The organism is Mycobacterium sp. GA-1199 (assembly GCF_001500045.1).
Lineage (GTDB): Bacteria > Actinomycetota > Actinomycetes > Mycobacteriales > Mycobacteriaceae > Mycobacterium.
Genome location: NZ_LQIX01000002.1, coordinates 45,511 through 65,651, shown reverse-complemented (window position 1 = coordinate 65,651; position 20,141 = coordinate 45,511). Strand labels below are relative to the sequence as shown.

Genomic DNA, 20,141 nt, shown 5'->3' with positions numbered 1-20,141 from the left:
TCAGATACCAAGCACCTCGCGTGCGCGGTCGATTTCGTCGGGGTCGGTGGTCGACGGGATGAGCCGGAGTTCGTCGAGGCCCGCCTCTCGTGCACCGTTGACGGCGGCAAGAAGGCCGGCCGCTCCGCAGTTCATCGTCCCCGTGCCCGGAGTGGTCAAGTAGGAGACGTCTTCTCCGACGGTGCCGACTTCTTCTTCCCAGAAGTCCTTCACGTGCTCCCGAAGTTGACGTTCCGGCTCAGGCCCGAGCGCGAACCAAACCGGCGCGGAGAAGTGTGGCCGATCCGTCCTGCCTGCAGCCCGCCACGCCTCGATGACACGCTCGCGCTGAGCCGCCAGCGCCTCAGGGTCGAAGTGCAGCGAATGGGCCGGGTCGCTCACTCCAGCAGCCCATCGTGCCGCTCGAGCAAGTGCCTTCGGGCCGATCACGCCGGCGACAAGCGGAATGCCGTCGCTCTGCACGGGCACGGGCCCTACGGGAAAGCGTCCGTCGATGGGCGGCTCCTGGGCCCACACGCGGCGCATCGCCGCGACGGCCTCGTCCATTCGTTGCCGCTTTCGGTCGAGCGGGCAGTCGGCTGCGAGGTAATCCTCGTCCCAGGCGCCGATGCCGATCCCGAGCGTCAAGCGCCCGTCCGATAGGACGTCGATCGTCGCCAAGTCCTTGGCGAACAGGACGGGGTTTCGCATGGGGAGTGCGACGACGTCGGTCCAGAGTCGGACGCGCTCCGTCATCGCAGCCGCGGCGGCAAGCTGCGGGACGACCGACCAGCTGTAGGGGTAAACGATTCGTTCGTAGGTGACGAGCCCGTCCCACGGGCCCTCGTCTATCTTCCGATACCACGCAAGCTCCGTCTCGCGTCCGTGCGGGAACAGTGTCGGAAGACCCATGGAGATCTTCAACCCGAGATCAGAGCTCAACGTGGCTCCCCGGGAGGCGTGGGGCAGAGCGGAATCCGACTACTAAGCGGCGCAGCGCTATCCGTGACATATGCAGCATTCCTTTACTGAACCGGCGATCGACAGCAGGCATAATAGCAACAGTCTGTTCAATTAAGCTCGCGTATCTCGGGGATCGAAAGGCCGCCCCGCGCTGGCGCGGTCTAATGGGACACCGACGACGAGGAGGCCCGATGAAAGCGACAGCGCGCAACGCCAGCGTCGGTCCAACTGCAAGGGACCAAGGACCGTGAGCTCGTCAACGCACCGCAGTGCGGCGAATCATGCAGTCAGACAACGCGTTCGCCCTGGCGGACGCAGCGAGCGTGTGCGTGAATCGGTGATGCGCGTATGTCTGGAGTTGTTGACCGAAGGCAAGGTGGAGCTTCCGATCGCGGAGGTGGCGGTACGGTCGGGGGTGAACAGGGGCACGATCTATCGGTGGTGGCCCACCTCGGCGGCACTGCTGGACGAAGCTCTCGTATTTCACGCGCGTCATCGCACCGACACCCCGGACACCGGCGCGTGGGAGAGCGATGTCCGGACCCTGATCACCGAGTTGGCCTCGCTCGCAGCCGATCCCGTGGAGCGGGCAATCATGGCCACGATGATCTCGGGGCGGTACCCGTCGTTGAACGACTCCATGATGGGCTGGTTTCGAAACGACCTCTCGCAATGGTTCGGGATGGTCGAGCGAGGTATTGATCGCGGCGAGGTGAGCGCTGACGTGGATTCGGCGGTCGTGTTGCGCATGATGCTGGCACCCGCGGTGTCGGTCTCCCTCTTCGAAGGACGAGCGATGACACCCGACGAGATCGATTCCCTGGTGACGTTGGTGTGTCGAGCTACGGCAGCGCGGTAGGGATCCGGTCAACCGTAAAGCGAAGTGAACTTCGGCTAGCCGGCCGGCGTCACATCCAGGCCAGAGCCCTTGATCGACGCCTTGGCACGGTTCTCGGCCCGGACCAACCTCTTCCCGCGCACGAAGCCCGTCGCCGAGATCGACGCCGCAAGCAGCGCGCTCTCACCCTTGACGAACGGATGAAACCCGACGCCGGCGCCTCCGCGGCCCTTCACCGGGATGTCGGCGACTTCGGTGACCTTCCAGCTCTTTTCCGCCAGCGACAGAATGGCCTCGCCGTTGGCGCACGAGACGGGCAGCGCGGCGATGACCTCGTCGTCGCCGCCCGCCAACTTCACCCCGGCCACGCCGTTGCCGGCGACGCCCTGCGGATTCACCGCCACCGGGTCGATCCGTAGAACCTTGCCGCGCCGGGTCACCAACGCCAGGTGGTACCCCTCGGCCAGCACACCCGAGCACACGAGGCCGGTGATGTCCGGCGCGACGGGAATCTCGCGGACCTTGTACGGCAGCCCTCCACCGGAGGTGAACTTCACCCGGCCGTCGGTCCACACCGCCCACCCCAGCCCGGAGGTGAGCAGCTCGCCGTGGCGGTCGGAGAAGACGCCGCGGTCGTCGAGCCGCCAGGACGCGTTCACCTTGCGCTCCCGAGGTCCGTCGTCTGCGCCCCCGGACGTGACCGGCGTGGCGTCGAAGTCGAGCACGGTGCGGCGGTCGAATTCGGGGCCCTTGAACAGTTTTGCGGTCTCCACCAATTCCTTGTCGATCACCGACTTCCGCGCCTCCGGATCCGACACCAGCTCGGTGAGTTGGGCGAATTCGGCGTCCAGTCGTTCGGCCTCGGCCTGCAGTTCGATGACGTCGAGTTTGGTCAGGCGGCGCAGTTGTAACGCCAACACGTAGTCGGCCTGAACGGCGCCGATCTTGAACCGGTCCTGCAGACCCTGTCGGGCTTCGTCGACGGTGTCGGAGCCGCGGATCACCGCCACCGCGGCGTCGATGTCGAGGTGGATGGTCATCAGGCCGGCCACCAGATGACGGCGGGCGGCGACCTTCTCCAGCCGGTACTCACTGCGGTGCAGCACCACCGAATCACGCAGGGAGAGAAATGCTTTGATAAACTCGCGCACCGACCACCACCGCGGCACCCGGTTCTCGTCGAGCGCGACGAGGCTGGCGGCGAAGGTCCCTTCCAAAGGCGTCAGAGCCAGCAGCTGATCGCGGATCTGCTCGGCGCTGTGGCCACGTTTGGCGGTGACGACGATCCGCAGCCCGTTGCGGCGGTCGGTCAGATCGGACATGTCCGCCACACCGGGCAGCTCACCGGACTCCACCAGGGCCCGAATCCGTTCCTGCACCGTGTTACTCGCGACGCCCGGCGGCAACTCGGTGATGACGACATTCTTCCCGTCCACCGACAGCGTGCCGCGCACGGTGAACTGGCCCCGACCGGTGGTGATGTACTCCCGCAGGCCGGCGGTACCGACCACCGTGGCACCGCAACCCCAGTCCGGGCCGGGGATCAACTTGACCAGGCGGTCGTCGGTCATGTTCGGCGTCTTCAACAGCGCCCGGCAGGCGGCCATGATCTCGCGCGGATTGTGGGCGGGCACCTTGGTGGCCCACCCCTCGGCGATGCCGACGGCACCGTTGCACAGCAACACCGGCCACTGGGCAGGCAGCACCGTCGGCTCGACCCATTCGCCGTCGAAGGTCGAGACCATCGGCACGGCGTGACTGTCCAGCTCGGCGGTCAGCGCGGCGCCGGGAGCCGACAACCGCATCTCGGTGTAGCGGTCGGCGGCGGGGATGTCGCCCTGGATACGCGGGAACGCGCCTTGCCCGTCAATGACTTTCACGCGCTGGAACTCGGCGGCCATCAGCGCGGCCGCACCGTACATCGACGTACCGCCGTGCGGGTGCAGGTTGCCGGTGACGGCCGAGCAGACCTTGGAGGACTTCTGCGGCTTGTTGCCGGGCGTCAGCTTCGAATCGTGCATCTGGTACAGGAGGCGACGCTGACCCGGCTTGAGTCCGTCGTAGGCCGAGGGGATCGCGCGGTCGCTGACGCTGTAGAGCGCGAAGGTGAGTTGGTAGCGGTTCCAGTAATCGTCGGCGCTCTGGTCGAGGACCAGGTCCGGATTCTGCTCTGGAACGTCCAGGGTGGCGGTCACGTGGCTCTCCTAGTCGAGATCGAGGGAATTGGTGTCGACGCGGGCGGCGATCTCGGCCATCCACGTGCGACGACCCTCGGGCGGTCCGCCGAACAACGTGTGGTGCAACTTCTTCTCCCCGTCATCGGGCAGGACACGAATCACGGTGCGCCGCTGGGGATCGAGCACGGTGTTCCAGAAGTCGTCGGCGTCCATCTCGCCGAGGCCCTTGTTGCGCTGCACCTCGACCCTGCCCTTCGAGGTGGCCTTCATCTTGGCGACCGCCGCGTCGCGCTCGGACTCGTCCTGACAGTAGATCCGCTCGCTGGCGGTCTTGACGACGAACAGCGGCGGCAGGGTCACATAGACCATCCCGGCCTCGACGAGCGGACGGTAGAAGTCGAGAAACATCGAGATCAGGCTGGAGTTGATGTTGCCGCCGTCGGGATCGGCGTCGGAGGCGAACAGGATCCGGTCGTATCGGCACAACTCGGGGTCGCAGTTGTCCCGCACACCGCAGCCCAGGATGCGCTCGATGGAGTCGAACTCGTCTTTGGACCGCGCCTTGCTCAAGGCAAACCCATATACGTTGGGCGGCTTGCCTTTCAGTGGGAATGCCGCCTGGAAGGTGGCGTCGCGGGCGGCCTTGATGGTGCCCAGCGCCGAATCGCCCTCGCAGAGGAACAACTCGGCGCCCGACCCGCGACCGGTCTCGCGGCTGGGCAGCAGCTTGGGCGGCAGAGACAGGTTGGTGCCCAAGCCCTTGGCCTTCGAAGCCGCACGCGACCGTGCCTTTGCCCCTTCCGCGCTGCGCCGTGCCCGCGCGGACTCCAGCGCCAGCTTGGTCCACAGGGTCACCGCGTCGCCGTTGGCCGGATTGGCCGCCCACACCGTGACGCTGCGCGCCACATCCGGGGCCATCGCCACGTTCAGCGACCGCGACGACACCGCGGTCTTGGCTTGTGAGTCCCAGGAGACATCGGGGGCACGGGTGTCGACGGCGAGTGCGGTGACGGCGGCGAAATCCTGTGGCTCGGGGCCTTCTTCGCCCTTGGCCAGGCCGAGATCCCGCATCCGCGACGCACGATCGGCCAGGGCTTCGGACAGCCCCTTCATCGCGGCGGTCAGATGCGATCCACCGCCGGGGGTTCGCACCGTGTTGCAGAACGCGGCCACCGTCGCCGGTTCGGCCGGGCCCGCGGTCAGGGACCAGCGGAACGGTGTAGGGCCGCGCCCGGTGGTGTACTCGCCGCGACCCTCGACCACGGCGCGGATGTCGGGCGCCGGGGTGCCCGCGGCGGTGCACATGAGGTCCAGCAGCGTGTTGGTGCCCCACGGGCCGCCGAATGGTTCAAGCAACGCCGGCGGCACCTGCTCGCCGGGCCAGCCCTCGTCGACCACGACCAGGTGAACACCGGGAGACATCCGGGCCGCGGCATGCGCCCGCAGCAGCACTTCGCCGATGTCGATGCTGGTGTCCGGGACCACCGCCGGGTCGAACAGGATACGGACGGTGGTGCCATGCATGGCGGGCTTGCGATTGCCGGTGCCCCGCAATTTCTGCGCGTCGGATCGAGTGAACGGGGCGTCGGGATCGAACTCCTTGCCCTCGAAGGTTCCCGGATAGCCGCGCCCGAAGCTCTGCACATAGGTCTTACCGGCCCGGTGCACGGTCACGTCGGTGCGCGCGGAGATGAACACCGCTGCGGCCGCGCCGATTCCGTTGAGACCGGCGCCGGTGCTCGTCGCATCGATATGGGCGTCGAACTTCCCGCCGGCCCGCGCGGTGCCGAGCGTCTTGACGATGCCGTTCTTTCCTGTCGCCGGATCGGTGTCGACGGGCAGGCCGCGGCCGTCGTCGGCGACGCTGACCGAGCCGTCGGCGTGCAGGGTGATCGTCACGGTCGATCCACCGTTGCCGGAGTCGGCGACCTCCTCGATCGCGTTGTCGATCAACTCACGCAACGCGGTGTTGAGCACGTCGAGCCCGAGGTTCACCGCCGGCCGCAGGCGCGTGTGCTGGACATCATCGAGTTCGGTGATGTCGGCGGCGGTGTAACTCACTGCGGGTCCTTTGTGTCGATGCCGAATTGGGGGCCGCAGGAATCGTAGACGCGGGGATCGACATCTCCGCGGAACCTGAGGGCCTGCCGTGATCACGGTGTCGACACAGCGAGGTGAAGACTGCCTCGAACGATTCGACGCGCCTGCCGCAGTGTGTCGGACCTCCTGTTTCCGTCGACGGTGCCTCGCGCGGTCTCAGGGTCCAACGGTGCCGGCTGGGGCGCCGGACGTGCCGCGGCCGACATGGCAATGCTCGACACCCACGAGTCGATAGCGGGGTAGCAAGGGCGGAACCGGCATTCACATAAGCGGGGCCGTGCGATAACGTCGAAATCAGTGTCCTGTATTTATCAGATTGGATCTGCCCGATGACCGTGACCGGCGAACAGCAAGAGATCCTGCTCGAAGACGTCGAGTTCAACCGGCGGGATCATCCCGATCGGCCGCTGCGGCCCATCCCGCCCGGCCGCGACCACTTCGCGGACCAGTGGCGGCAGATGCGCGAGTTCATGTTCGGCGAGTGGATCGACATCGACAAAGAGGTCCAACCCAACGAACTCACGCGGCTACGCGACGACTACTTCTGGCAGGGCGACGAATACATCGTCGGCGTGGTCGACGCGTTCGAGCGCCTCGGCTACGAGAAGGGCCGCGCACTGTATGAACAGGCGCTGACCCAGGGCATCGACACGCTCGAGGACCCGCCCCGGGAGTTCGTCGAATTCTTCGAGCACCTGGATCAGCTTCCGAGCCAGTTCGACCTCGAGGCCGCCGAACGCGGCCGCATGCTGGCGATGTCGGCCACCAGGACCGCCACCATGATCATCCAGGGGTGGGCGTTCTACGAGACCGCGATGACCGGAGACATCTCCGCCTCCACCGGCGCCACCGGTCGTTTCGCCGATGACGGCCCGCGGCGCTTCATCGAGACCGCACGGGTGTTCGCGGAGTTCACGCTGCCCGACATCTTCGACCGGCACTCGGAGGCCTTTCAGGATGTGGTGCGGGTGCGGTTGATGCACGGGCTGGCCAGTCGTGGTTTGCGCCGCAAATGGGGGGACGACGTCTACCTCAAGTTCGGCGAGCCCATTCCGGTGACGTCCCTGCTCGGGTTCGGCAGCGGGATGCTGCTCGGACGGCTCGTCGACCACGCGTTCGGGCGCAAGCTGACCAGCCAACAGCTCGAGGACCTCGCCGAGTACTCGTCGTACTCCGGGCGGCTGTGGGGTGCGCCGGAGCGGCTCTATTCCCCGACCGGCCTGGAGCTGATCAAGTCGCTGAACTATGTCCTGGCCAGGGGCGGCAACCCGTCGCCGTGGCGAGCCGAACTCGTCGATGCGATCGCGGGTCCCGCGCACCTGACGACGCTGACCGAAACGCTTCCCGGCGTCGTCAAGAAGTTGGTGGCACGGCACGCCAACCAGCTCACCGCAACCCTCGCGCTCGTCCCGGCGGGCGCGGTGTTCGGATACCAGCAGATCGAGGCGATGGTGGCCGGCAGCTTCTTCGAGCCGCTTGGCTACAACTACGAACGCCGGGTCCGGATCTTCAAGAAGGTCGCCAGGCTCAACGTCGGCATCGCGATCGTGGCCGACAAGCTGCCGTGGTCCAACCCCCTCCGCGAGCAGAGAAAAAAGACCGGTGCAGCCGCGCGTGATCGGATCGCGATGCTGAACAAAATCGCCAAGGGCCGGCAGATTCCGCTGACGTACACCCACCACGACCGATCGACCAAGGGAGAGGGCTTCACCGGCTAGGCCCAGTTCCAACGCTTGACAACATACAACCGATTGGTTGTATATTGTGGTGGTGCCCGACCAGGACGAGGACAGAGCGGACGCGTTCTTCCACGCCCTGGCCGACCGGACTCGGCGAGACATCCTTCGTCGGGTGCTGGCCGGCGAGCACTCGGTCACGGCGCTCGCGGCGCAGTACGACATGAGCTTCGCCGCGGTGCAAAAGCACGTCGCCGTGCTGGAGAAGGCGCGCCTGATCTCCAAGCGTCGTCAGGGGCGAGAGCAGCTGGCGAGTGGCGAGGTGGAGGCGGTGCGGTCAGTCGCCTCGATGCTCGCCGAGCTCGAGGACGTCTGGCGCGCTCGCATCGCTCGCATTGACGACCTACTCAGCGAGGAATGACCATGCCTGTCACCAACATCAGCAAGAACATCGACGAGCGCACCCTGACGATCACCGCAGAATTCGCGGCACCCGTCGAGCGCATTTGGCAGATCTACGCCGACCCGCGGCAGCTCGAAAAGATCTGGGGCCCACCGGGTTACCCGGCCACCGTGGTCGAGCATGCGCTCACCCCGGGTGGCACCGTCACCTACTACATGACCGGCCCCGACGGCGAGAAGTACGGAGGCTACTGGAAGGTCACGGCCGTCGACGAGCCGCACAGCTTCAGTTTCGAAGACGGCTTCGCCGACGAAAATCTCAAACCCGCAACCGATATGCCGGTCGCGCACAGCGTCTACACCTTCGAGGCGATCGGCGACGCTGCCACCAGGGCCACCTACGTCAGCACGTACGAGTCGGCCGAGGGCCTGCAGAAGGTGCTCGAGATGGGCGTCGAAGAGGGCACGGCGCAGGCGATCAATCAGATCGACGAGTTGCTCGCGAGCTGACGTCGGGCACGGTCACGGTGTCGGAACCCTCTGTCGTCCCGCCGATCTTCGGCTGGAGTGTCGCGAATGTGCCGGCAGCGGCGGTGAGTCCGCCGACCACAACGGCCCACCCGCCGGCCCATCCGACATGCGCGGCGGTGCCGCCGACGATCAACGGACCTGAGGCGCGCCCGAGGGTCGCCCACCCCTGCAGCCGCGCATTCGCCGTCGCGAACTCGCTCAGCCGGACTCGTCGGGCCACAAGGAGTGGGCGAAGCATGCTGCTGGTTCCGGACGCGGCACCACAAACCAGTCCGGCCAGATACAGCCACGGTGACGCGGTCGACGCGAGCATGCTGATCAGCGCTACCGCGTGCAACGCCGCCGCTCCGGCGGCGAGCACTTCCGGTGGAAGCCTTCCAATCCGCCCCGCCAGCACAGCGCGTCCGGTGACCTTTCCGATTCCGCTTGACGCGAGCACGAATCCCGCGACATACGGGTCGACACCTCGGTCGCTCAACATTGCGACGACCAAAACCGTCGCGGCGACGGCACTCGCTTGTTCAAGCGTGTATGCCACACGCAGGCGCCGCATCGTTCGAGAACCAATCAGCGGGCGCGATGCTGTCGGCGGGTTGCAGTGGGTCGGAATGTGCCGCGGCAGATACCGGGCGTGCAGCGCTGCGGTCACCACCCCGCCCGCGGCTCCGAGGACCGCGACGGCAGCACGCCACCCGAGCGTTTCGACGAGGTACTGAGCCAAGGGCACGAACACGCTGCTGGCCAGCCCACCGGCCACCGTGACGGCGGCGATCGTTCGACGCATCCGGCTTGAATCCATCAGGGCGAGAACAGCGAATGTCGGTTCGTAGAGAGTGGCAGCCATGGCCGCGCCGATCAGCGCCCATGCGGCATAGAGCATCGCTATCGACGACGCCGACGCCCACAGCGTGGTCGCGACGATCATCAGCAGTGCGCCCCCAGTCATCGTCACCCGCGGTCCCAGCCTGGCCAACAACACGGCGACGGCCCGCGCAGACATGCCCGCCACGAGGAGTCCGACCGAGAACGCGCAGCTGACCGCGGTCACACCCCAGCCCGGTTGGCGTGTCATGAGGGGCGCCACGGCGGCGAACGCGTAGTACAGAACTCCCCAGGAGATCAGCTGTGTGATGGCCAGCGCGGCCGTCGCCCGCCGGAGTTCCGGCGGGCCCGACCGTACTGCCTCAGCCGCAGCAGGCACTCGTCTCCGCCTCGGGTTGGGGAACCGCCGGCTCAGGCTGTGCCTTGAGGCCGCAGGTCGATCCGGATGTCGGAAGAACCAGCTCCACCCGGTTCGAGGCGTCGTCGTCCCCGGCGAGTGCGGCGACCACCGAACGGACCTGCTCATAGCCGGTCGCCAACAGCAGGTTGGGCGCACGGCCGTAACTCTTCGCTCCGACGGCGTAGAACCCCTGTTCGGGATGGGCGAGTTCGGCCGCCCCGTGCGGGGGCACCGAACCACACGAGTGGATGTTGGGGTCGATCAACGGGGCCAGCGCCCGCGTGCTCTCCACCCACGGGTCGAGGTCGAGGCGCACCTCGCGTAGGAAGTCGAAGTCGGGACGAAATCCCGTTGCCGCCACGATCTCGTCGAACGGTCCGGTTTCCCGGCCCTCGGGCGACACCAACACGATGCCCGACTCGTCGACGTCGGTTCGTTCGGTGCGGAAACCCGTCAACAGCCGGACCTCACCCGAGGAGACCAACTGGTGCGCGTCGGCCCCGAGCTTGCCCCGCTCGGGTAGCCGCGCATCGACTTCGTTGCCGAAGACCCGCGTCTTTTCGCCTCTACGCACGATCCAGGTGATCGTGGTGCCGGGAGCCGCCTCGGCCAGCAGGGCCAACTCGCGGATCACGTGCTTGGCCGAGTGTCCGCTTCCGACCACGGCGACCCGTCGGCCGGCGTAGCGATCGCGTTCAGTGCCGAGCACATCGGGAATTCCGTAGCTGATGCGCCGGGCCGCTTGGTCTTCGCCGATCGCCGGAATACCCTCAGCACCAATCGGATTCGGGGAGCGCCAGGTTCCTGTCGCATCGATGACGGCGCGCACCGGTGTCCGCGTGTCACCGTGCGGGCCGCTCGTGGTGATGATGAATGGCCGGGCGCTGCGGTCGTCGTCGCGCAGCTTGTCCACACCCTGGCGGGTGACACCGACAACCCGGTGGCCGAGCCGCAGATGGGGCGCGATGGCATCCAGCCCCGCCAGCGGCGACAAATACTGCTCGACGATCTCGGCGCCGGTCGGGTACGCGGCCGGATCCGGCGAGTTCCACCCGTGACCCTTCAGCAGCCGTTGCGCGGCACGATCCATGTCGTAGCGCCACGGCGAGAACAGGCGCACGTGGCCCCAGCGTCGGACGCTGGCGCCAACGACTTCTCCAGCTTCGAAAACGACGAACGGCAAGCCGCGCTCGGCCAGGTGCGCGGCCGCGGCAAGCCCGACCGGACCGGCCCCGAGAACCGCGACGGGAAGCTGCTTCGACATGGTGTTCCTCCTTGTTGTGGGGTTCATGTGTTGTGACGGGTGAAAGCCCGTATGGACGCGATGAGTCGCGTGGGTGCATCCTTTGGCATGAGCCACCGTCTATAGAGGTGCCGGCCGCGTATTCCGTGACCGCGGCGCAACCGATAGGGAGTCGGACATGACGTCGAACCTGACAAGCCGAGCCGAGCTGACGGTCGAGGACGTCTGGCGGCGCTTCGGCGCGGAGATGCGCACCTTCGTCCGTCGGCGCGTGGCGGATCCGCATCGCGCCGACGACCTGGTCGCGGACATCCTGCTGCGGGTCCACCGGAACTTGAGCGCACTGGACGATCACGATCGCCTGGCGGCGTGGCTGTTCCGCATCGCCCGCAATGTGATCATCGACGAGTACCGCCGGGCCGGCGACAACAGAGAAGTACTCGAGGCCGCACCGGGCGAGCGTCTGGTGAAAGACATCGCCGACCCCACCGACACCGAAGATGTGCGGCGCGAGTTGGCCAATTGCCTGAGACCGTTACTGGATGACATGTCTCCCGCCTACCGGCGCGCACTGGAGTTGACCGACCTTGACGGCGTGACGCAGGCGGTCGCGGCCGAGCAGGAGGGAATCACCGTCTCGGGCATGAAGTCCCGAGTCCAGCGCGCCAGAAAACAGCTCGCCGACCTACTGACTCGGTGCTGCTCGCTAACCCTGGACGCGCGCGGAATGCCGCTGGATTACACGCCTCCCGCGCATTGTCACCCCAGTACGTCCGTTGACGTCGCCGACAGGACGTGCGGCTGCTCGCCCCGGTGAGTGGCACACCCTTTCCGATTCAATCGGTACGGATGTGCCACTCGGCTGAGGGCTTAGATGGCGGCACGCCTTAACAGCCCGAGCCGGTCAACTTGTTGTACGCGCGTTCGTAGTTGCTCGCGGCCTGCAACGTAAGCACGTTGTTCGGCCCCCACTTGTCGTAAGCGTTCTTGAACGCCTTCGCGGTGAAGTCGTAGTCGTGCCATATCTTGGCGCAGTACTTGGCGTGATCGCGTTCCATCGGCTTCGCGTCCGCCATGCCGGACCCGAGGCCGGCGAGCGCGAGTGACAGCGCGACGGCCGCGGCCGCCCTTCTCGCGATTGCCCGAATGTTCATCTGAGTTCCCTTCGTAGGTGGGCGGGATCTTCCCGCTTGCACCCCGTACAGACGTGGGCCCGCGTCAAAGGACGCGAATGTTCACCGCAGTTCATTTCCGATATCACGACCGGAATCAAGGTGTCGCAGCCGACGGTGTCCGACCAGTCCAAATTGCTGCGTGACGCTGGACTTCTGACCTTCGAATGCCGAGTGTCGTGGGTGTACTACACCGTGGTGCCCGAGTTGCTGCAGCCTCTGTCCGCACTGCGCCCCGAGATTCCGATCGCCAGGACGACTCGCGTCACAGGAGGTCCGTGATGGTTTTGGGGCCCGCCTCGTAGAGCACGCCGGGCAGCATGCCACCGTCGATCTCGATGGTCGTGCCGTTGATGTAATCGGCTTGCCCGCTGCACAAGAACACCGCCACCCGCCCCACCTCGGCCGGCTCTCCCGCCCTGCGGAGCGGGATGTCCCGGAAGTATTTCTCGGCGGTCGGGTCGTCCTTGGGCAACACGAATGACTTGAAGTTGTCGGTCATCGTCGGCCCGAGCGCCAGGCAGTTCACCCGCGCCTTGGGACCCCACTCTTCGGCCAGCGACCGGGTCAGGTGGTTGAGTCCGGCCTTGGCCGCACCGTAGGACACGAGAGTCGGCGACCCGGCTGGATGCCCGGCCCCGGACGAGATGTTGACGATCGAGCCGACACCGTCCTGCTCGCGCATTTGTCGAAAGACCCTGATCGCGAACCACATCGGGCTGATCAAATTCATCTGGACAGCGAATGAGTGGAACAGGACCGTGCGCTCGAAGTCGTCGGCACCTGTCGGCGCGCCCTGCATGCGCGCGACGAGTTCGGGAACGTCCTCGACGTGTGGAGTGGGGACCGTGCCGCCCGCGTTGTTGACCAGTATGTCGATGCGCCCGTAGTCGGCAACGACGCCGGAGATGAATCCGTCGATCGCGCGATAGTCACCCTGATCGCACACCCGCTGAGAAGAGCGGCCGAGCCAGTCGGCGTTCTCCTCGACGCCCGGCATGGCCTCGAGCGGCCGTCGCGAACACCCGATGACGGTCGCTCGGGCGCGCAACAGTTCGTGTGCGATACCGACCCCGACGCCCCTGCTGGTTCCGGTCACGATGGCGACCTTGCCCTCAAGGGGTGCGTTTCCGTGCACGGGATTGTCCTCTCGTTAAGGCGGATTGGCTAGCAGACCGATTCGCCTGGGAGTCAGACCTTATCGACTTACAGATCGACTCGGAATGTGTCGGCGTCGGCGCCGTTGAGCGGCACCGGTCAAGCGCTCATGGCATCGGACTGACCGACGCGCAGCGACTCCACGATCTCGAGCAGCCATCTCGACGACGGGGTGATGCCGCCGGTACTGACGAGGCCGCGCGGATGCACGACGTCGGTGTGCTGTTCGAAAGCTGGAGGAGGATTCGCAGAAGTTCGAGGAATCCAAGCAGCGTCGCCCCGAGCGGAGGATTGCGTCGGCTCCGGCAGACCACGTGCTAACGCCGCCCGCGCGGCCGCCGATGAAAGGGACATGACGCCGTCCCGTGGAGTCGTGGTCGCACTCGCCGGTGCGGTGAGTGGGTTCTGGTTGGGGGGAATGGCGACGGCCCATGCGGATGCGTTCGCCCAACTCGATCGCGTTCCCGTCGTGGCCTCCCCGACATGCGGTGGCAGCGTCAGCGCCGAGGCACAGGTAACCCCGGTACAGGCCGGCGATCGCGCAGAGGACGGGGTCCGCGTCGCCATCCACTACGACGCCGGTACCTACGACGGCTCGTGTTCTCTCACCGTCGCCGCCGATTGGGTCAACCTCGACACCGGCGCCTCGGGCAGCAGCGACATCACCGCTGTCTCGACCATCGACGGCCACTACGGCTTCATCGGCTATGCCAATACGACATTCGCGACCGGTCCCGGCACGGTGGTTGTCACGCTCAGCTCGCATCCCGATGACGAGATGCGACTCACCACCTGAGTCCGAAGCGCCTGCCTACTTCTCCCTCGGCCGCCGGGACAGCGGCTGCCACCAGCGAAAACTTCGTGGTGGCCCCGCCGTGCAGCAATCTTTGACAGCTGTCAGAAATTTGGTACCGTAGCCGGTGACTGAGTTCACAGAAACGGTAGGCAACATGGCTTCATCACCCACGGCCGCGATCATCGGCGCAGGCATCAGCGGACTGACCACGGGCAAGAACCTCGCGGACGCCGGTATCGAGTACGACTGCTTCGAGTCGTCCGACCGGATCGGCGGGAACTGGGCGTTCCGCAATCCGAACGGCCACTCCAGCGCGTATCGGTCGCTGCACATCGACACCTCGCGTGAGTGCCTGTCGTTCCGCGACTTCCCGATGCGCGCCGATCTCCCCGACTTCCCGCATCACTCGCAGGTCAAGGAGTACCTGGACGACTACGCCGAAACCTTCGGTCTGCTGGACCGCATCCACTTCCGAAACGAGGTCAAGCACGCGCGCCGCCTGCCGCAGGGAGGCTGGGAACTCGACACCGCGGACGGACGGACACGGCGGTACGACACGCTGGTCGTCGCGAACGGGCATCACTGGGATCCGCGCACGCCCGACTTCCCGGGCGAATTCACCGGCGAGAGCATCCACGCCCACCACTACATCGACCCCACTGAACCGCTCGATCTGCGCGGCAAGCGCATCGTCGTGGTCGGCATCGGGAACTCGGCGGCCGACCTGGTTTCCGAGCTCTCTCAGAAGTCTTGGCGCAACACGGTTTATCTCTCCACCCGCTCGGGGGCGTGGATCGTGCCCAAGTACATCTTCGGCAAGACCGCCGACAAGGTCGCGCGCTCGCTGCCGGTGATCCCACTGTCGTGGCAGCGGCGTGCGATGCAGCCGTTCGCCAAGCTGATGTTCGGTGATCCCGAAAGCTACGGCCTACCCAAACCCAACCATCGGTTCCTCGAGGCGCACCCCACCCAATCCGCCGAACTGCTCATGCGGCTGGGTTCCGGTGACGCGACCGCGAAGCCGAATATCGAACGCCTGGACGGGAATTCGGTGGTGTTCGTCGACGGTTCGACCGTGGAGGCCGACGTCATCATCTACGCGACGGGATACAACATCACGTTCCCGTTCTTCGACCGCAGCTTCATCGAGGCCCCCGACAACCGGCTCCCGCTGTACAAGCGCATCCTCAAGCCGGGCATCGACGACCTGCTCTTCATGGGATTCGCCCAGGCGGTGCCCACGCTGTTCCCGTTCGTGGAGTGCCAGGCCCGGTTGGTCGCCGCGTACCTCGCAGGCGCCTACCGGCCCCCGTCGGAGGCCGAGATGTGGCGCGTCATCGCCGCCGACGAGCGCAAGTACGTCGGCCACTTCGCCGACAAACCGCGGCACACCCAGCAGGTGGATTACTGGGATTACGAACGCGATATGCGCAAGCGTGAGTTGCCGGCGGGTCGGCGCCGCGTCGAGAAGTTCGGTCCGGTGCAGCTGGCCGGCCGGGCACGCGAGGCAGCCGGTGTCGCCTGAGTCGACGCAGACGTCGCGGCGCAACGCGCGCCGGCCGCAACCGCGCGGGGACGAGAGCCGACAGCGGCTGCTCGAAGCCTTCGAGCAGCAACTGCAAACCCAGTCGCTCGCCGAGATCAGCGTCGCCGAGGTGGCTCGGGCGGCGGGGCTGAAGCGGCCGGCGTTCTACTTCTACTTCGCGGGCAAGCACGAGGTCGTCACCGAACTGCTCACCGACATCTTCGCCGACGACGTCTTCACCATCGGCGGCTTCCTGGCCGGCGGCGGTGACCCGCGGGCCTCCGTGACCGACGCGATGACGCGGACGTTCGAGTCATGGCACGCCCATCGGACCCTGTTCCGTGCGATGCTCGACGCCCGCGACTCCGACCCCGAGGCCAAGGCCATCTGGGACCAGTGGTTGGCGCGGTACGAGGAGTTCGTCGGCGACTTCATCGCCACTCAGCCCACCATCGACATCCCGGACGCCAAAGCTCTTGCCCACGCGCTGATCTCGATGAACGAACGGGTCCTCGACCGTCACATCCGCTCGGATGACGGACCGGAGGCCGCCCGCCCGCTTCTGGCGGCGATCATTCACGTCTGGCACACAGCGCTTTTCGGAGAGGCTGCACAGTGACATCCACCCAGATCCAGATTCGCGTCGACGGCGACATCATCGCGGCGCGGCGCTTCCCGGCGACGACGGACGCGCTGACCGGCCCGGCGGGACGGCCCTGCGTCGTCATGGCTCACGGCCTCGGCGCCACCCAGGACTGCGGGTTGTTCGCGTTCGCAGAGGCGCTGGCCGACACCGGCGCGGACGTCGTGACATTCGACTACCGCCACTTCGCCGAATCATCCGGACAGCCAAGACAATTGGTCTCACTGGCCGGACAGGTCGCCGACTACCATGCGGTGATCGACCATGCGCGCCGCCTCGAAGATGTGGATCCGGCGCGAATCGTGGCTTGGGGGGTGTCGCTGTCCGGCGGGCACGTCATCCGCGTCGCCGCGGACGACCCGCACTTGGCGGGAGTCATCTCGCTGACGCCCGCGACGGACGGGCTGTCCGTGACGGCCCACATGCTCAGGACGCTCGGCCCGCGCTACGTCATGCGCGTAATGCGTTACGGAATCCGGGATTTCGTGGCGAAGTTGCGCGGCCGCCCGCCGGTGCTCATCCCGGTGGTGGGCGCACCGGGGGAGGTGGCCGGTCTGAGCGCCGAGGGCGCCGTCGAAGGGATGCGTCGCATCGCGGGGCCCACCTGGCGTAACGAGTTCGCCGCCCGACTCGTGCTGGTCATGGGTGGCCATCGGCCGATCGCGCGCGCCGGACGCGTCACCTGCCCGGCCCTCGTGCAGATCGGTGATTTGGACCGTACCGCCCCGCCCGCACCGGCCACCGTGGCCGCGACGCGCATGCGGGCGACGGTTCATCACTACCCCTGCGACCACTTCGACGTGTATCCCGGCGAGCCTTGGCATGAGCGCGTCGTCAACGATCAGATCGCCTTCCTGAAACGCATCGTCGCACCGGCCGAGTCCACGCGGCGCGCGCGGCCTTCGGCTACTGCGTGATGTCCGACGGATCACGTTGCCGCGCGGCCGAACCTTCGCCTGTCAGGCCGCACAGCCGGCGTTCTGGTACGGGACCGGCTGCGGTTTCGATATGACCTTCCGGGGTAGAACGCTCGCGTGAGCGAACACAGCCCCGGCGCAGCATCCAAGCGGGACCGTGGAGCCCTGATCGGATCCGGGGCGTTCTGGCTGGCGAAGTGGTCGTTGGTCATCGTGGCGATCGCCGCGGGCGCGGTGGTACTCGGTTGGCTCGTGGCCCAACTGTGGGTGATCTTCCTGCCGGTTTTGCTCGCCGTCATCCTGTGCACCGTGCTCTGGCCACCGGCGCGCATCCTGATGGACCGCGCCGGATTGCCGCCGGCGGTCGCGGCGCTGACGACGCTGTTGCTGTTCCTGGCCATAGCCTCCGGTCTCATCGCGCTGATCATCCCGCCACTGCTGAGCCAGATGCCTGCGCTGATCGACCAGGCGACCGAAGGCATCAACCGCCTGCAGGACTGGATCGCCGGGCCCCCACTCAACCTGCGGCAGGAGCAGTTGGAGCGCTTCACCGACTCACTGGTCAACGCGATGCGGGAGCGTTCCGCGGCGATCGCGACCGGTGTCGTCAGCGGGGTCAGCACGGTCGGCAGTGTTCTGGTGACGCTGGTACTGACGATCGTGCTGTCGTTTTTCGTCCTCAAAGACGGACGCAAGTTCTTGCCCTGGCTCGTCGGGTTGACCGGGCGCCGCGCCGGACGGCACCTGGAAACGGTGCTCAGCCGGATGTGGGACAACCTCGGCGGCTTCATCCGCGCGCAGACGGGAGTGGCGCTGATCGACGCGGTCTTCATCGGTGCCGGCCTGCTGGTCCTCGGTGTTCCGCTGGCGCCCGCGCTGGCTGTGCTGACCTTCATCGGTGCGTTCATTCCGTTCATCGGCGCCTTCGTCGCCGGAGCGCTCGCGGTGCTGATTGCCCTGGTGGCCAACGGTTTCGTCAACGCGCTGCTGGTGCTCGCCGTCATCATCGCCGTGCAGCAGATCGAAGGCAACGTACTGCAGCCGTTGCTGCAGAGCCGCGTGATGAAGCTGCACGCGGCGGTGGTCCTGCTGGCGGTGACCGCGGGCGGCGCGCTGTACGGGATCATCGGCGCCTTCCTGGCCGTGCCGACGGTGGCGATGCTGACGGTGCTCGCGCGCTACGTCAACGAGCAGATCGATCAGCGGGCCACGGGTGAGGCGGACGGTACCGAGCCGGGCCCCGACACCGCCGGCCGGGCGATCGATTAGCCCGCCGTCATCATTCGGAAAGAAATTCGCACGGTTAGCGACCGCAAAATGTGTCAATACCCAACCGCATCGAAAATGCATCGTCTCCGGCGAGACGTGCAGACGTCTAGGTCGGAAGCGATGAGGTGAGTCATAGACGGACTGATGGAGCCCGCCCGCGCAGCGCTGCGCTCCGTGAACAGCTGCACCCCGATGGTCCCTACCGCGGGCCGTAGGACCTGACATGCCCGCGGCAACGGCGGTTCACTTCTTTCTCGCGCTGGCGGTCATACTCGCGGCGTGCCGCCTCGCCGGTCTGCTGGCGCAACGCGTGGGCCAGCCGCCGGTCGTCGGCGAAATGATCGCCGGGGTGGTCCTGGGTCCCTCACTGCTGGGCAGGGTTGCCCCAGGTGTGCAGGAGGATCTGTTCCCGGCCGGCACCTCCAACGTCGTGCTCTACACCGCCGCGCAGATAGGCCTGGTGCTCTACATGTTCGTCGTCGGATTGAACTTCGACGTCGACCACGTCAAACAGCGCGCCCGCACCGCTGTCGCGGTCTCCACGGCCGGAACGCTGGCTCCCCTGGTGCTGGGCGCGGCCGTCGCGGTGCCGCTGCTGTCCTCGGGCGGATTCTTCGGTGACGGTGTGAGTCTTCCCATGGCGATGATGTTCATGGGTGCGGCCATCGCGATCACCGCCTTTCCCATGCTCGCCCGGATCATCTTCGAAAAGCGGCTCACCGGAACGTCTCTGGGCACACTCGCGCTCGCTTGTGGCGCCACCGCGGACGCGATTTCCTGGTGCATCCTGGCGGTCGTCGTCGCCGTACACCGTGGCACCCCGGCGACGGCAATCACGGCCATCGTGGGCGGATTGCTCTACACCGTGTTGGTTCTGACGCTCGGGCGGCGCGCGGCACGGGTGCTCGGCTCCAAGTCCGAGGAGCAGCGGACCATTCCCGGGTGGGTGTTGAGCACCGTCCTGATCGTGCTGATGAGCGGCGCCTGGCTCACCGACACCATCGGAATCCACGCGATTTTCGGCGCTTTCATCATCGGTGTCGCGATGCCGTCGGGACTGTTCGCCCGGCGTCTCACCGAGACCATCGAGCCACTCACCACCAGGCTGTTGTTGCCGCTGTTCTTCGTGTACTCCGGGCTCAACACCGAGATCGGCTTGGTGAACACGCCGGAACTCTGGGCGCTGACGCTTGGCGTGCTCGTCGTGGCGATCGCGGGCAAGGGCGTCGCGTGTGCCGTCGCGGCCAGATTGAGCAAGGTACCGCTGCGTGAATCGGTCGCGCTGGGATCACTGATGAACGCGCGCGGGTTGATCGAGCTCATCCTCCTCAACATCGGTCTGGAGGCCGGCATCATCACCCCGACGCTGTTCACCATCCTCGTGCTGGTCGCCATTGTCACGACGCTGATGGCAGCCCCGATCTTCGAATTCGTCTACGGGCGCCACCGGCCGCCAGACGACGCCACACCACCGTCAGCGGATCCCGTCGAGGCGCCCTCCGCCGTTCCGGCGACCGGAGGAAGGTAACG

At 66.6% G+C, this 20,141-nt stretch carries 19 protein-coding genes; 12 read left to right on the top strand and 7 right to left on the bottom strand.

Features of this window, described 5'->3' with window-relative positions:
• Entirely contained in the window at positions 1–921 is a 921-nt protein-coding gene (locus AU198_RS03415) for an LLM class flavin-dependent oxidoreductase (protein ID WP_156431474.1), read from the bottom strand.
• Positions 922–1,267: 346 nt separating this feature from the next.
• On the opposite strand from AU198_RS03415, the gene AU198_RS03410 reads away from it, so the two are divergent.
• Complete coding sequence (locus tag AU198_RS03410; RefSeq protein WP_064346092.1) at positions 1,268–1,801, top strand: TetR/AcrR family transcriptional regulator; 534 nt, start codon at positions 1,268–1,270, stop codon at positions 1,799–1,801.
• Positions 1,802–1,836: 35 nt separating this feature from the next.
• Here the strand turns inward: AU198_RS03410 and AU198_RS03405 are convergent, their stop codons facing one another.
• Together AU198_RS03405 and AU198_RS03400 are read right to left on the bottom strand one after the other, a co-directional pair.
• Positions 1,837–3,975: a DNA gyrase subunit A gene (locus tag AU198_RS03405; RefSeq protein ID WP_064346091.1), complete on the bottom strand. Its 2,139-nt coding sequence runs from the start codon at positions 3,973–3,975 to the stop codon at positions 1,837–1,839.
• Between the two features lie 9 nt (positions 3,976–3,984).
• Positions 3,985–6,018 (bottom strand): toprim domain-containing protein, encoded by a 2,034-nt coding sequence (locus tag AU198_RS03400; RefSeq protein ID WP_064346090.1) that lies wholly within the window; start codon positions 6,016–6,018, stop codon positions 3,985–3,987.
• Positions 6,019–6,386: 368 nt separating this feature from the next.
• Between AU198_RS03400 and AU198_RS03395 the strand changes: the two genes are divergently transcribed.
• Genes AU198_RS03395 through AU198_RS03385 form a run of 3 tightly spaced genes read left to right on the top strand, consistent with a single transcriptional unit; the run spans position 6,387 to position 8,645 of the window.
• Positions 6,387–7,775 (top strand): oxygenase MpaB family protein, encoded by a 1,389-nt coding sequence (locus tag AU198_RS03395; RefSeq protein WP_064346089.1) that lies wholly within the window; start codon positions 6,387–6,389, stop codon positions 7,773–7,775.
• A gap of 52 nt (positions 7,776–7,827) precedes the next feature.
• A complete protein-coding gene (locus AU198_RS03390) occupies positions 7,828–8,154 on the top strand; it encodes an ArsR/SmtB family transcription factor (protein ID WP_064346161.1) in 327 nt (108 codons plus the stop codon).
• 2 nt (positions 8,155–8,156) lie between these two features.
• Complete coding sequence (locus AU198_RS03385) at positions 8,157–8,645, top strand: SRPBCC family protein (protein WP_064346088.1); 489 nt, start codon at positions 8,157–8,159, stop codon at positions 8,643–8,645.
• Here AU198_RS03385 and AU198_RS03380 read toward each other — a convergent pair.
• Entirely contained in the window at positions 8,614–9,867 is a 1,254-nt protein-coding gene (locus tag AU198_RS03380; protein WP_064346087.1) for an MFS transporter, read from the bottom strand. The genes AU198_RS03385 and AU198_RS03380 overlap by 32 nt on opposite strands.
• Positions 9,851–11,152 carry an FAD-dependent oxidoreductase gene (locus tag AU198_RS03375; protein WP_064346086.1) on the bottom strand — a complete coding sequence of 434 codons (1,302 nt, stop codon included), beginning with the start codon at positions 11,150–11,152 and terminating at the stop codon, positions 9,851–9,853. Before AU198_RS03375 ends, AU198_RS03380 begins: the two co-directional genes overlap by 17 nt.
• A gap of 157 nt (positions 11,153–11,309) precedes the next feature.
• Between AU198_RS03375 and AU198_RS03370 the strand changes: the two genes are divergently transcribed.
• The gene (locus tag AU198_RS03370; RefSeq protein WP_082690844.1) at positions 11,310–11,948 is read left to right on the top strand and encodes a sigma-70 family RNA polymerase sigma factor; all 639 of its coding nucleotides are present in this window, start codon (positions 11,310–11,312) and stop codon (positions 11,946–11,948) included.
• Between the two features lie 70 nt (positions 11,949–12,018).
• Here AU198_RS03370 and AU198_RS03365 read toward each other — a convergent pair whose 3' ends face one another.
• The gene (locus AU198_RS03365) at positions 12,019–12,285 is read right to left on the bottom strand and encodes a hypothetical protein (protein WP_064346085.1); all 267 of its coding nucleotides are present in this window, start codon (positions 12,283–12,285) and stop codon (positions 12,019–12,021) included.
• A 36-nt stretch (positions 12,286–12,321) separates the two neighbouring features.
• Here AU198_RS03365 and AU198_RS03360 point away from each other — a divergent pair, with 36 nt between their 5' ends.
• Entirely contained in the window at positions 12,322–12,585 is a 264-nt protein-coding gene (locus AU198_RS03360) for an ArsR family transcriptional regulator (RefSeq protein WP_064346084.1), read from the top strand.
• Here the strand turns inward: AU198_RS03360 and AU198_RS03355 are convergent.
• Positions 12,569–13,441 carry an SDR family NAD(P)-dependent oxidoreductase gene (locus AU198_RS03355; RefSeq protein ID WP_064346083.1) on the bottom strand — a complete coding sequence of 291 codons (873 nt, stop codon included), beginning with the start codon at positions 13,439–13,441 and terminating at the stop codon, positions 12,569–12,571. The two genes, AU198_RS03360 and AU198_RS03355, sit on opposite strands and share 17 nt — an antisense overlap.
• A gap of 372 nt (positions 13,442–13,813) precedes the next feature.
• On the opposite strand from AU198_RS03355, the gene AU198_RS03350 reads away from it, so the two are divergent.
• The 6 genes from AU198_RS03350 (at position 13,814) to AU198_RS03325 (ending at position 20,139) form a co-directional block, all read left to right on the top strand.
• Positions 13,814–14,257, top strand: a complete 444-nt coding sequence (locus AU198_RS03350; RefSeq protein WP_064346082.1) for a hypothetical protein — start codon at positions 13,814–13,816, stop codon at positions 14,255–14,257.
• A 154-nt stretch (positions 14,258–14,411) separates the two neighbouring features.
• Positions 14,412–15,782 carry a flavin-containing monooxygenase gene (locus tag AU198_RS03345; RefSeq protein ID WP_064346160.1) on the top strand — a complete coding sequence of 457 codons (1,371 nt, stop codon included), beginning with the start codon at positions 14,412–14,414 and terminating at the stop codon, positions 15,780–15,782.
• A complete protein-coding gene (locus AU198_RS03340; protein WP_064346081.1) occupies positions 15,772–16,401 on the top strand; it encodes a TetR/AcrR family transcriptional regulator in 630 nt (209 codons plus the stop codon). The genes AU198_RS03345 and AU198_RS03340 overlap by 11 nt, the downstream gene beginning before the upstream one ends.
• A complete protein-coding gene (locus AU198_RS03335; protein ID WP_064346080.1) occupies positions 16,398–17,342 on the top strand; it encodes an alpha/beta hydrolase in 945 nt (314 codons plus the stop codon). Before AU198_RS03340 ends, AU198_RS03335 begins: the two co-directional genes overlap by 4 nt.
• 117 nt (positions 17,343–17,459) lie before the next feature.
• A complete protein-coding gene (locus AU198_RS03330) occupies positions 17,460–18,611 on the top strand; it encodes an AI-2E family transporter (RefSeq protein WP_064346079.1) in 1,152 nt (383 codons plus the stop codon).
• Positions 18,612–18,834: 223 nt separating this feature from the next.
• On the top strand, positions 18,835–20,139 hold the full coding sequence (locus AU198_RS03325) for a cation:proton antiporter (protein ID WP_064346078.1): 1,305 nt from the start codon (positions 18,835–18,837) through the stop codon (positions 20,137–20,139).
• Positions 20,140–20,141: the final 2 nt, after the last annotated feature.